The organism is Wolbachia endosymbiont of Tribolium confusum (assembly GCF_020405475.1).
Classification (GTDB): Bacteria; Pseudomonadota; Alphaproteobacteria; order Rickettsiales; family Anaplasmataceae; genus Wolbachia.
Map to the genome: position 1 here is coordinate 63,914 of NZ_JAIZNT010000003.1, position 13,250 is coordinate 77,163.

Here is a 13,250-nt window from a genome sequence, read left to right on the forward strand (position 1 = left end):
TTTAATCTGTTTTTAACTAAAAAAATCAATTATATTTTCTTTCACCTCTGTGCTGTCTATTATGTTATTTACTCTTACACGAAATTCAGATGAGTTTTGAAGCCCGCTACTGTACCATCCTATATGTTTGCGGGCCATCTTTATTCCTGTATCGCTTCCATAGTACTCAAGAATGCTGTCATAATGCTTGAGTATTATGCTTAATCTCTCTGAGGCTGTTGGCTCAGAAACTTTATTTCCACTCAAAAAGTTTATTGCTTGATTAATCAGCCAAGGTTTGCCGTAAGCACCACGACCTATCATTACTCCATCTGCCCCAGATTCTTTAAGTGCACTTTGAACATCATTCAAACTCTTAATATCTCCATTTACTATAACTGGAATTTTTACCTGCTCTTTAACATTTCTAACGAATTTCCAATCTGCTTGACCATTATAAAGCTGTGCCCTTGTCCTTCCATGTACAGTAATCATCTTTGCTCCCAAATCTTCTGCAATTTTTGCCAAGCGCGGAGCATTACGATTTTCGTCATTCCATCCAGTACGCATTTTTACTGTAACTGGCACACTCACTGCCTTGACTACAGCTTCTATTATCTCAGCAGCCTTTTTTTCATCACGCATAAGTGCTGACCCTGCGTAACCGTTTACAACTTTTTTAACTGGACAACCAAAATTTATATCTATGATTTTTGCACCCATGCCCTCATTTAACTTTGCAGCTTCCGCCATAACATCAGGCTCACAACCAGCAAGTTGTACAGCGGTTAGTTCATCGACTTTTGCTTTTTGCATGCTCTGGCGAGTTTGCATGATCATAGCTCTGCTTGCAATCATTTCTGAGACTAGCAAACTTGCACCAAGTTTCTTTACAATACTCCTAAATGGATAGTCAGTCACTCCAGACATTGGCGCTAAAATAACTGGAGAATCAATCGTCAAACTTCCTATTTGTAGGGACATAGATTTTATAGATTAATTACTTAAGCCCAAACGTCTTGCACACGTTGTAATAACATTTTGAATAATCGAACTTATGGTAGATTGTGCCTCCTCTTTCTTACTATCTTCAGAAATGAGCTGCTGTATAGTATCATGTAAAATTCCACCTTCAGCAATGGATTCTTTCCACTCTTCATCCTCCATAAGTGCTTTTGCGAACTCTCTTCTCTTCTCGTGCAATTGTCCTGGCCTAGGCTTGTACTTTGATAACTCTCTGTCAATTTCATCAAATGATTTATCCTCGTTGAGCATTTCCGTAATCCTATGAGCATTTTCTAAAGCAAATACTCCACAATTACAGCCATCTTTTTGCTGATCAACCGCAGAACTCTTTATGCTATCATTCCCTATCTCTAAGGTTTCCTGCAATATGCCCACTATATAACTAGTATCAATTGGCTTACTAACTAACTTATTTCTATCTTCTCTTGCATGACCTAATGTTTTTTCAACATCATCTCTTTTCTCTTTAAGGCTAGCATTATCTGGATTATTTTCTCTTTCCCGTATTAAACTTTCCGCCTCATTACTTAAGGGTACTAGACACTTCTCAGCAATCTCATTAGCAAGACTTATATCGTCTTTTACCTTTCCTTCAACCTCATTTGGTAATAAATTACCAAATGAGTCACAATAATAAGCTCTAAATTGTCTGTTACCATTACATGTGACTATCAGTGTTACCCAGTGGTTTCCTCCTAAATTAATAATCGAGGCAAAGATTTTTTTTGTGTTCCCTTGTTCTATTTTATACTCTTTCAGTTTTGAGTTTAAAGTACTCACATCACCAGGAATACAAAAAAGTACATTGTCACTTGAATTTTCTGAATAGTTATATACAGCTCTTGCAATATGAGAAATATCATGTTCTTGTAGCCAGTAATAGTAATTTTCTCTATTTGTCTGATGCATAAGAGTTTGTAAATCTTCATGAAACTCTTTGCCACCCAAACCACTATCTCCTGAAGCATTAGAATTTCTACGACTATTGTTACTTGAGGCAGGTTCACTTCCTGGTACAATACCACTATCTGTAGATGGAGAATAGGAATTTCTACGTACCCTCTTATCCGAATCATTTGTTTGTCTTGATATAGTATCTAGTCCACTATCCAGTGATTTACTTCTTGTGAATTTTTGCTCTTTTGGACTCTTTTCTTCCTTTACAGTCCCTTTTTCATCAACATAACCTTTTACCAAGTGAAATAAAGGTTCAACGACCATTTTGTATGTCGCTGCAAGCACTATTCCCATTAAGATCCAAGCTACAGGATAAAAAATTAGCATAGCAAGTGGTAAGGTTAAGAGGAAAGACCCCATTATCAGTCCCAAACAGCCGATAGTAACTGTAGCTGCTAAGTATATACCAAGCACATAAATGGCAAATCTTCCACCAGCCTTAAGTTTGGTGAAGTGAGTACTCTCTTTAAATGTATTGTACTTTTCTCGGATGCCCAACATGTTATATTTTATGAATACTACGTTAACTAATTCTAGCAAATTATGAAGGTAAAATCAATATTAGCATTTATATGTAAAAATATTGAGCATTAAAAGCTTTTGAAGTACAGTAATGATGTTAGTAATAGCACAACATATGCATGATATAGAAGATATACGCAAAAACCCTGAAGGATTTGAAAAAGCAATAAAAAGCAGAGGGGTGAAAGAATTTACTACAGAAGAAATATTAGAGATTGACCATAAAAAAAGATCACTAACTACTAAACTGCAAGCTTTAAATAAGCAACGCAACGAAGTCACAGAAGAAATAAAGAAGCTTAAAATGAGCAAAAGCCCCTGTGAAGAGCAAATAAAATCATCAAAAAACATCACGAATGAGATAGAGGCAATTAGCTTAAAAGAACAAGCAGAAAAGGATAAGTTAGTGAATGTTTTATCTAACTTGCCGAATATTCCTGCGCAAGATGTGCCAATAGGCGCAGATGAGAACTCTAATTTAGAAGTGAGAAAATATAGAGAAAAAAGACAGTTTGATTTTATGCCAAAATCTCACTATGAGCTTGGAGAAAGGTTAGGCTTGATGGATTTTGAGCAGGCAGCAAAAATTTCTGGATCAAGGTTTACAATATTAAAAGGACAGTTAGCTAAGCTTGGACGAGCATTAATAAATTTTATGCTGGAAACACATGTTAATGAATTTGCCTATACTGAGGTGTATCACCCAGCCCTGGTGAAAAACGAGGCGATGTATAACGTTGGTCAGCTACCAAAATTTTCTGATGACTCATATTTAACTACCGATAAATTAAGATTAATTCCCACAAGTGAAGTAGTTTTAACAAATTTAGTTGCTGACAAAATAATAGAAGAAAAAGAACTGCCTATTCGTTTTACTGCATATTCAGAATGTTTTCGTAAAGAAGCTGGCAGTGCAGGACGAGATACAAGAGGTATGATAAGGCAACATCAATTTGGTAAAGTGGAGTTGGTAAGCATCACAACTGAAGACCAGTCAAAAGACGAGCTTGAACGTATGACTAGTGTTGCTGAAGAGATATTAAAAAAACTAGAATTACCGTATAGAGTAATGCTACTTTGCAGTGGCGATATGGGTTTTGCTGCACAAAAGACTTATGACATAGAGGTATGGTTACCTGAGCAAAATAAATATAGAGAAATATCAAGCTGCTCAAATTGCGGTACGTTCCAGGCAAGAAGAATGAACACTAAATACTTCTTGGAAACTGACAGAAAAACAAAAAAATACGTTCACACTTTAAACGGCTCAGCTTTAGCCATAGGAAGAACAATTGTTGCCATAATGGAGAATTATCAAAATTCCGATGGGTCAGTTACAATACCAAACGTGTTGCAAAGATACATGAGTAATGATACTGTTATAAGCAAACAATAATTTTGACATATATAGAAAAACGAGGAAATAAAGATGAAGGTTTTGGTTATAGGTTCTGGTGGGCGTGAGCATGCTTTACTTTGGGCTCTAAAGAAGTCTCCTACCTTGACTAAGTTATATGTTACTCCTGGTCGCCCGGCCATGGAGAATTTTGGAGTTCTTGTGAATATAAATATTCAAGATTCAGTGGATGTTACACAATTTTGCAAGAAAGAAAATATAGAGCTAGTAATTATTGGTCCAGAGCAACCGATAATTAATGGACTTGCTGATGATTTAGCTGCAGAGGGAATAAATGTTTTTGCTCCAAGTCAAGCAGCTGCAAAACTTGAGGCATCAAAGTCTTTTACGAAGGAACTATGTAAACAGTATGGTATACCAACTGCAAAGTATGAGCGTTTTATTGATGAAAGGTTAGCTAAAAATTTTGTCCGTAGTAATAAAATAAAATTTCCGCTTGTAATTAAAGCAAATGGAATTGCAGCAGGGAAAGGCGTCATAATATGCCACACAGAAAATGAAGCTTTTTCAACAATAGATTCAATGCTAGTGGAGAAAAATCTTGGTGAGTCAGGTGAAGAAATAATTATAGAAGAGTTTTTAATAGGAGAGGAAGTAAGTTTTTTTGCTCTTATTGATGGGTTGAAGGTAGTAACCTTTGGGTGTGCAAGAGATTACAAGAGAGTTGGTGAAAATAACGAGGGACAAAATACTGGAGGCATGGGGTCATACTCATCACCTTCGATTATAAGTAAGGAGATGGAGCAAAAAATTATCCAAAAAATAATATATCCTACAATTCAAGCACTGACTAACATGGGAACATCCTATAAAGGAGTACTCTTTGCTGGTTTAATGATTTGCAAAGATAGTCCAAAGCTTCTTGAGTATAATGTTAGGTTTGGGGATCCGGAAATACAATCTATGTTACCTAGACTTAATCCAAATTGTAATTTGTTAAAGTTGATGTTGTCAGTTGCAGAAGGCAAGTTAAATACAAAAATGGTGGAGTTTAATCACAAAACTACAGTTTGTGTAGTCGTTGCAAGTAAAGGCTATCCTGGTGATTATCAAAAAGGAGAGGTAATTAAAGGATTGGATAAAATTGAAAACATTCCTGGTGTGCTAGTTTTTCATGCTGGTACTAAGTTGGATGAAAGTGGTAATTGGATTTCCGATGGCGGAAGAGTGCTAAATATAGTAGGAGAAGGAAACACTGTGGAAGAAGCTAAAAGTAAAGTGTACTCAGCGTTAAATTTTCTAGAATGGTCAGGTGGGTTCTTCAGGTATGATATTGGTAGTTAATTTAGCTCATACAGAAACGAAAAAAGTCACTTTGCAAGCAGTAAACTAAAGAAAAACATGATATCTGTTCAGATTCATGTGAAACCAGTACTTCTTTTCTTGTCATGAAAGTAGCTGACACTGGGATCCAGGTTGATGAAAGCACACTAGCATAGAAAGTGGTTACAACGTTTTCGATGAGATTATATGGAAAACTGGATTCCAGTGTCAAGCATTGGAATGACACCGTCTATTATGCAAATTACCTGCTAATTGCAATGTTCGTACAGATGTGGGTCACGCGCTGGAATAACACCCTTGGTGGTAACAACTAAAGAAAAATATCAACTAGGTTTATAGTCTATTACTACTGTTTTTGCAATTTTATCATAAAAAGTCTGCTTGCGCTGGTCAAATATTGCAAACATTAAAACTGAGACTTGTACGATAAAAAGACATCCAGAAACGTAGCCAGGAAGATGATCATATAGAAAATTACAAATAGTCCAAATGCCGTCCTTAAAAAAGGATCTTATTGTTGCTTGCTTTAGGGTAACATTTGTAAATGTATTTGCATCTTTTATATATATGCCGCATAGTAATTTCCCTGGAGTGCCGCCAAGTCTTGTTGTCATTAGTATACTAAAAATTATATATATTGGTAGTATCACTATAAAAACTATCATGTGGATAACTGTCTTGTAAGTATCGTCTGCATCATTGTATGATGTAGATGAATGATGTAGAAAATATAGAAAAAAGATTGTAATAAAGGCTATTATTACCCATAAAACAATATCAATTACATATGCAAAAGCTCGCCTAAACATCCCTGCATAACTTGTTTTAGTATCCATACACTTTCCATATTTTGCAATGCTATAACCACTATAAAAGTTCATTATTAAATAACCGTAAATATGCTATTTTAGCAACATTGACCCACTTTATTATTTGAATTAACATTAAATCATTTATAGGTAGGGAAGTTATGTCAACACCAATCACAGTCGCATATGGTGATGGTATCGGACCAGAAATTATGGAAGCGGTGCTGTCGATATTGCGTGAAGCGAAAGCAGAGATCTCAATAGATATTATTGAAATAGGGGAGCGTGTTTATAGTAAGGAATGGTCTCATGGAATTTCTCCGAGTGGTTGGGAATCTATCGAAAGGACAAAGATATTACTCAAATCTCCAACAACAACTCCTCAAGGTAAAGGGCACAAAAGCTTAAACGTTGCGCTCAGAAAGAACTTAGGGCTGTATGCAAACATAAGACCATGCATTTCGTATCACCCTGTTATAGAAAATAAATTCGATAAATTTGATGTTGTTGTAATACGTGAAAATGAAGAAGACGTTTATACGGGAATAGAGCATAGGCTCACTGGTGACTCGTACCAATGCACTAAAATTATTACTAGATCTGGCTCAGAAAAAATATGCAGGTACGCTTTTGAATATGCGAAAAAACATAACAGAAAGAAAGTAACTTGCCTGACTAAAGATAACATAATGAAAATGACTGATGGCACCTTTCATGCAGCATTTGGTTATATTTCAAAAGAATACCCAAATATAAAGATAGAACATTATATAGTTGATATTGGAATGGCAAAAGTTGCTACAGAGCCCGAGAATTTCGATGTTATAGTAACCGAGAACTTGTATGGCGACATATTATCAGATATAGTTGCACAAACCTCTGGATCTGTGGGACTCGCTGGAAGTAGCAACATAGGTAATGAATATGCAATGTTTGAAGCGGTCCACGGCTCTGCTCCTGATATTGCAGGAAAAAATATAGCTAATCCTTCTGGTCTTTTAAATGCTGCAGTACATATGTTGGTCTATATTGGTCAAGTGAGTACTGCAAAACTAATCTACGATGCATGGCTCAAGACTTTGGAAGATGGAGTACACACTGCTGATTTATATAAGGAGAAAAGGAGTAAACAGAAAGTTGGAACAAAAGAATTTGCACAAGCCGTCATAGATAATCTAGGAAAGAAACCTGCAACATTACCTGAGCTTATAATTAGCAGTGATTCGGATAGTAAAATAAATAAAGTACAAGACAATTATAAACAAGATTACAAAGTTAAAAAGCTAGTGGGTAGTGATATAACGCTTGCCTGGGACAAATCCAACAATTTTGATCAAATAGTAGGATTATTTGAATCGAGTAATCTGAAAATGATAGCAATATACTCAAAAGGACTTGCAATTTGGCCAGGAGGCTCAAAATCTTCAAGTGACCAAATAACCTGCAGGTTTATTGCAAATAATGAAATTACAAATAGTGATGTGAATAACTTGCTAATCAAATTTGAGGAACACAATTTTGATGTGGTGAGAATGGATAAGTTGTATTTGTATGATGGGAAAGAGGGTTTCTTCTCTTAGTGGTTGCTTGATATTTTTATGCTTGTGTGAAACATTAAATATATTATACTAATAGTATCGTGTATTTATGTGAGGTGTAGTAATGAGTCAACATTTTAAGTTAACTGGTCAGGAGTTTTATGATAATAATGATCTGTTTAACGTACTAGAGATAAAAGCTGAACAAATTGTAGGTAAGGATTATCAAGCTCTTAGCAAATTTCTGAAAAAACAATATAATAAATTGATACTTGTAAACCATCCTGACAAGGGTGGAGACAAAAATAGATTTGATCAGATTTATAAAGCTTATCAAGAGCTAAAAAAGTACATTGAACCTTTGGAGTCAGGAAATCCTTGTGTTAAAGTCAGCGTTGATGCTGAAAGTGATGGGCGTTTAACGGCAAGAGAGTTTCACTATAGGAGAAAGTTGTTTAACGAGCTAAAAATCAGTGAGGAAGAAGCTGTAGGTAAAGATTTTGATGGGTTGATTGCTATACTAAAAAGAAATGATTGTTCGTTTGGAGAAGACCTAAAAAGCTATAATGAACTTCAGGCTCAAATAGGGAGGATTTTGCTAAATCCAAATTTAGATAATTTTCAGAAGAGTGTACAAAGTGCAAAGTTAATGCAAGAGTTATATCAATATATAGCAAAGCCAAGCATACAATTATTCAATTATATTTCTCCTCTAAAGGAAAAAAAGAACCTAGTAGATGAGGATAAAAAAGAATTAGCGTTAAGATTTATAGAACGTAAAAATGCCTTACTATTTATTCGGACTCTTAGTGTTCTACCCTTAGGCCTGTTAACTACAGTTACTATAGGTTGCTATTTTTCATGGTGGATCATAGCATTTAACATCGCTATTAGTAGAGCCTCTGGTTTATTAGTGAATTATTATATGGAAAAGTATAAAAATTCAGAAATTTCTACTGATGAATTCATAAGTAAGATGAGCTATATCGAGCTAAGCAGTAAACTTCTTATCAACTATCCTTTAGCTGCTTTTTCTGTTTATTTAGTTACAATAAATTTCATTGCTAATGGATTAACTGTTGGTGGAGCTGTACTTGGTCCACTATTGTTATTGGCAGTATTAATTGAAGCATTAGCTCCTATTTTCTCAAAAGGCTGTGAAATATATGCTGACAAGCACACAAAAGATTTACTAGAAGAGGATCCAAGAGATAGAGTGCAAAAGGAGACTGATCTGTTAGGACGGTATGATCCACGAAAACTGTTAATGCCAATTATCATGCCTCTTGTTAGAAAATGTTTTGCAGAAGTGGCAAGCGAGTTTGCTGAAAGGAATTTTGATGAGGTAAAAACTGATATGTCTGATGTTAATACTGAAGGACTATCTAATCCTCAAGCAATTGAATTTGCACAGCAAACAGTATAGTATAAGCTTTTAGCTCTATGCATGGACTCAAAAAAAGTAGAATTAATATTTGAAAAATTTCAACAGTCAAATCCTGCGCCAAAAATAGAGCTAAATTATACCAATCATTTTACGTTATTAGTTGCAATAGTTCTGTCAGCGCGGACGACCGATATAAGTGTTAATAAAATTACAAAGGAGCTATTTAGTATCGCTGATACGCCAGAAAAAATGCTGAATCTTGGGCAAAGTGAGCTGAGAAAATACATAAGCAGTATTGGTTTATATAATTCCAAAGCAAAAAATATAATCGGGCTCAGCAAAATATTGATTGAGAGGTACAATAGCAAAGTGCCTACTAATTTCGATGATTTGGTATCTTTACCAGGGGTTGGGAGAAAGAGCGCTAATGTGTTCTTAAATTCAGGGCTTGGTATTCCAACATTGGCAATTGATACTCATGTTTTTAGAGTAAGCAATAGAGTTGGGCTTGTGAAAGAAAAAGATATATTTAAAACAGAGCAATCTCTTTTGAATGTGGTTCCAAAAAAATACCTGCTTTATGCTCATCATTGGCTAGTTTTGCATGGTAGATATGTTTGCAAAGCGCGAAAACCTTCGTGTGAAACATGCATAATTCATGATTTATGTGAGTTTGAATGTAAGAGGTATAAAGTCTAGCACACAACACTTCGATATTTCTTACTTTTATCATCCAAGTAGCTGATCTCTATGATGGTGTCATCCGAGTAGCTGACACTGGTTTCTTACCAACAAAAACTTAGAATAACTTTTGTTCTTAAAAAATTTCTAGATTCCAGACTCATGTTTCAATGTTAAACAAGGTACAATAGAATTGAGTAGGGTAATTTCTAGGGAATTATTATATTCTAGAAAAAGTAAAATGTCATCCAGATAGACTAATGTGCAAGGTAAGCTGAATGTCTATAAGGAAAAACAGCAAGGCATTTTAGGATTTGCTATAAATCGCATCAGGAGCTCAAGAGTACAGCTTACAATTACAGATAGGTATAGTTGAGTTTAAAGTAACTACATAAATTTACTACAATTTTCATACCTATAAGCTGCTATGCAACAAAGCCCTGTGTGGGTATAATTTTGACAGGATACAAAGCTTAATGGAGAAAGTTACGAACATCAGTGAAAAACATGGCAATTTTATTCTCATTTGCAGCTACTATCACGTCTTGATCTTTCAATGAGCCACCTGGCTGAATTATAGCTGTAATTCCATGCTTTGCACTCTCTACTATACTATCTGGAAATGGAAAAAATGCATCTGAAGCAAGCGCTGCGCCTTTACATTTTTCACCTGCTTTTTTTACTGCAATATTCACACTATCTATTCTGCTTGTTTGTCCTGCACCGATGCCAATAGCACAACCGTCTTTTGCTATCACTATTGCATTGGATTTTACATGTTTACATATTTTCCAAGCAAAAATAAGATCTTCCTTCTCTTTTTTTGTTGTAGTGCATTCTGTCACTCGGTTTATTTCTTCTACTTTTACTGTATGGTTATTATTTTCTTGCACTAAGAACCCGCCAACAACATTTTTGATTTGATATTTTGCATTTTGCTGAAGAGATTGATGAATAATCACTCTTAAATTTTTCTTTTTTTGTAAAATTTTTAGTGCCTCATTGTTTACCGATGGTGCTATCACCACTTCCAAAAATATCTCGTTTAATTTCTCTGCTAGCTTTAAATCTATCTCCCGATTGAAAGCAACTATTCCACCAAAACTGCTTATTTCATCACATGATAGAGCTTTTTCATATGCTTTTAAAGCACTATCACTAACAGCAGCGCCACATGGATTATTGTGCTTTATTATCACTGCTGCAGGTTCTTGAAACTCAGAAATTATGTTAAGTGCAGACTCTATGTCGACTATATTATTATAGCTCAACTCTTTTCCATGTATTTTCTCCAGTGGATATTTGCTAAATTGATTGCTATAAAATGCAGCTTTTTGATGAGGATTTTCACCATACCTAAGTCCTTGTGCTTTACATCCATATAAAGTAAAAAACTCTGGTAACTCATTGCTTTTACCCTGTGATAAAAACCAATTGTAAATATTAGAATCATACTGTGCAGTCAGAGCAAATGCTTTAGTTGCTAGATGTTTTCTATATTCTAATGTTGTCTGATTGTTATTTTTGATCATCTCAGCTTTCAGTGTTTCGTAATCTTGAATGCTAGAAATCACTGAAGTGAAATGAAAGTTTTTTGCTGTAGCTCTAATTAATGCTACTCCACCTATATCTATTTGTTCTATGATTTGCTTCTCACTTGAGTTGCTATTAACCGTTTTCCAAAATGGATATAAGTTAGTTATAAGCAGATCTATCGGCTTAATTTCTAGATTCTGCATTTCCTTTTCGTGCCTTTTTCGATCACAGAGTATTCCTCCATGAATTTTAGGATGTAAAGTTTTCACTCTGCCATCTAGTATTTCTGGAAATTGTGTGTAATCTGAAACTTCTTGCGTTTTTATTCCCGCACCTGATAGCACTTTATAAGTATTCCCTGTTGAGAGAATTTCTATTTGTTGCTGCATCAAAAACGATGCAAGTTCAGTTATATTTGTCTTATCGTATACTGATATTAAAGCTCTTTTAATTTTCATATGGAAGGTTTCTTAGGATTATATCTAAGAAAAGAAAATTTGTCTATATATAGCTACTACGTCATACCACTGCGGTATCCATAACTGTACGAACATTGTGATGCAAGAGACCAAGAAAGATGTCATCCCAGTGCTCAGACACTGGGATCCAGAAAACTTCACTTTAAATGAGCACACCAGGTGGCTGTACAATAGAAACTGGATTCCAGACTGGAATGACACCATCTACTACTCAAATTACCTGCAAATTGCAATGTTCGTACACCAAAACGCGGTATCTTGTTGTAGATTCCGCTAACAAGCAGCGGAATACCAAATTGTAGAAGTTGCTTTAGCTCTCCTCACCCTCCCTTCAAAGTAGTCTATTCTATAAATTTTTTTGTTAAACTTGATTTTAAGCCACGAATAAAATCTTCAATACTGCAAGGATTTCTCCCTTCCATTTGTATAACTTTAGGAATTAAAATGCCACCTTTTAAACTCATGTGCATGTTATCATTAATGATCTTACCTTGTTCTGAAGCGAAAGCTTCAAAGTCAGCATCAAGTATCTTGATACGTTTATTCTCTACCTTAATGAACGCTTTTGGGTAAAATGCTTTAACCTTTCTATAAGCAATTTCACAGGCGTCACTTGCGTAAATTTTATAGTCTTTTACTTTGTCAGCATAGCACGCATCGTTATCGCTCTGTTTTAAGGGAACTTGCTTTTCAATTTCGTTTAGCACTTTCAGCAGTAAATCACTACCTAATTCAGACAATTTATCATGCAACGTTTTATAATTATCGCTTTTTTCAATAAGAAGTTTTTTCTGTTTTAAAATAGGACCAGAATCTAATCCCTCATCTAATTGCATGATACTGACTCCGGTTTCTTGATCTCCAGCTAAAATTGTGTGCTGTATCGGAGCTGCACCGCGCCACCTGGGCAGCAATGATGGATGAATATTAATACAACCATATTTGGGAATATTTAAAATTTCTTTTGGAAGTATCAATCCATACGCAGCAACAACTGCAACGTCTGGTTTGAAGTTTCTAAATTTTTCTTGCTCTGCCGAAGACTTTAGAGAGATAGGAGTACATACCTCTATGTTACTTTCTTCAGCGATAACATGTACTGGAGATTTCGTTGGCTTCTGTCCACGTCCTGAAGGTTTTGGAGCCTTAGTATATACTGCTACCACTTCGCTCTTTGATTTCAGCAACAAGCTCAGAGAATTAACAGCAAATCCTGGTGATCCCATGAAAATAATTCTCATGGTGTTTTTGCTTTAAGAATTCTCCGCTAGTTTGCCATTTACAGCTTCTACTAATTTGGCAAAATCATCCTTATAATTAACGGCCATCTCAGCAAGAATTTTCCTATTTAAATCAATGCCGGCAAGTGTAAGACCATGCATAAATCTACCGTAAGTAAGTCCATGTTTTCTTACTGCTGCATTAATACGTATTATCCACAAACCACGAAAATCACGTTTACGGGTTCTTCTGTCTCTGTAAGCATATTGCAGTGCTTTTTCAACTCTTTGTAATGCAATTCTATAACAATTCTTTGCCCGCCCTCTATAGCCCTTTGCTAGTTTCAATATCTTTTTATGACGAGCATGAGTAGTGACTCCACGTTTTACTCGAGCCATTTTTATTTTACCTCCA

At 35.3% G+C, this 13,250-nt stretch carries 11 protein-coding genes and 2 pseudogenes; 7 read left to right on the forward strand and 6 right to left on the reverse strand.

The features are described from left to right. Positions 1-12 precede the first annotated feature (12 nt). Positions 13-963, reverse strand: a complete 951-nt coding sequence (gene dusB / locus LEM02_RS02845) for a tRNA dihydrouridine synthase DusB (protein ID WP_010402373.1) — start codon at positions 961-963, stop codon at positions 13-15. Between the two features lie 12 nt (positions 964-975). Beyond that, a complete protein-coding gene (locus LEM02_RS02850) occupies positions 976-2,463 on the reverse strand; it encodes a hypothetical protein (protein WP_226079631.1) in 1,488 nt (495 codons plus the stop codon). Between the two features lie 136 nt (positions 2,464-2,599). On the opposite strand from LEM02_RS02850, the gene serS reads away from it, so the two are divergent. The 3 genes and pseudogenes from serS to LEM02_RS06880 all read left to right on the forward strand — a co-directional run. Beyond that, the gene (gene serS, locus LEM02_RS02855; protein WP_226079693.1) at positions 2,600-3,880 is read left to right on the forward strand and encodes a serine--tRNA ligase; all 1,281 of its coding nucleotides are present in this window, start codon (positions 2,600-2,602) and stop codon (positions 3,878-3,880) included. A gap of 33 nt (positions 3,881-3,913) precedes the next feature. After that, on the forward strand, positions 3,914-5,185 hold the full coding sequence (gene purD / locus LEM02_RS02860) for a phosphoribosylamine--glycine ligase (RefSeq protein ID WP_226079632.1): 1,272 nt from the start codon (positions 3,914-3,916) through the stop codon (positions 5,183-5,185). Positions 5,186-5,368: 183 nt separating this feature from the next. After that, a pseudogene (locus LEM02_RS06880) lies at positions 5,369-5,434 on the forward strand (WPE palindromic element domain-containing protein); the annotation flags it as partial. A 74-nt stretch (positions 5,435-5,508) separates the two neighbouring features. On the opposite strand, the gene LEM02_RS02865 reads toward LEM02_RS06880, so the two are convergent. Continuing rightward, on the reverse strand, positions 5,509-6,066 hold the full coding sequence (locus LEM02_RS02865; RefSeq protein WP_226079633.1) for an RDD family protein: 558 nt from the start codon (positions 6,064-6,066) through the stop codon (positions 5,509-5,511). Positions 6,067-6,155: 89 nt separating this feature from the next. Between LEM02_RS02865 and icd the strand changes: the two genes are divergently transcribed. The 3 genes from icd (at position 6,156) to nth (ending at position 9,618) form a co-directional block, all read left to right on the forward strand. Continuing rightward, a complete protein-coding gene (icd, locus tag LEM02_RS02870) occupies positions 6,156-7,574 on the forward strand; it encodes an isocitrate dehydrogenase (RefSeq protein ID WP_226079634.1) in 1,419 nt (472 codons plus the stop codon). An 82-nt stretch (positions 7,575-7,656) separates the two neighbouring features. Continuing rightward, complete coding sequence (locus LEM02_RS02875; RefSeq protein WP_226079635.1) at positions 7,657-8,958, forward strand: molecular chaperone DnaJ; 1,302 nt, start codon at positions 7,657-7,659, stop codon at positions 8,956-8,958. A gap of 21 nt (positions 8,959-8,979) precedes the next feature. Beyond that, positions 8,980-9,618, forward strand: coding sequence for an endonuclease III (gene nth, locus LEM02_RS02880; protein WP_226079636.1), 639 nt, complete (start codon positions 8,980-8,982; stop codon positions 9,616-9,618). A gap of 455 nt (positions 9,619-10,073) precedes the next feature. Here the strand turns inward: nth and purH are convergent, their stop codons facing one another. After that, a complete protein-coding gene (purH, locus tag LEM02_RS02885; RefSeq protein ID WP_226079637.1) occupies positions 10,074-11,594 on the reverse strand; it encodes a bifunctional phosphoribosylaminoimidazolecarboxamide formyltransferase/IMP cyclohydrolase in 1,521 nt (506 codons plus the stop codon). Between the two features lie 127 nt (positions 11,595-11,721). Here purH and LEM02_RS06885 point away from each other — a divergent pair. Continuing rightward, positions 11,722-11,869, forward strand: a pseudogene (locus LEM02_RS06885) (WPE palindromic element domain-containing protein); the annotation flags it as partial. Positions 11,870-11,956: 87 nt separating this feature from the next. Here LEM02_RS06885 and fmt read toward each other — a convergent pair. Continuing rightward, on the reverse strand, positions 11,957-12,856 hold the full coding sequence (gene fmt / locus LEM02_RS02895) for a methionyl-tRNA formyltransferase (RefSeq protein ID WP_226079638.1): 900 nt from the start codon (positions 12,854-12,856) through the stop codon (positions 11,957-11,959). A 12-nt stretch (positions 12,857-12,868) separates the two neighbouring features. After that, on the reverse strand, positions 12,869-13,234 hold the full coding sequence (rplT, locus tag LEM02_RS02900) for a 50S ribosomal protein L20 (RefSeq protein WP_226079639.1): 366 nt from the start codon (positions 13,232-13,234) through the stop codon (positions 12,869-12,871). Positions 13,235-13,250 lie beyond the last annotated feature (16 nt).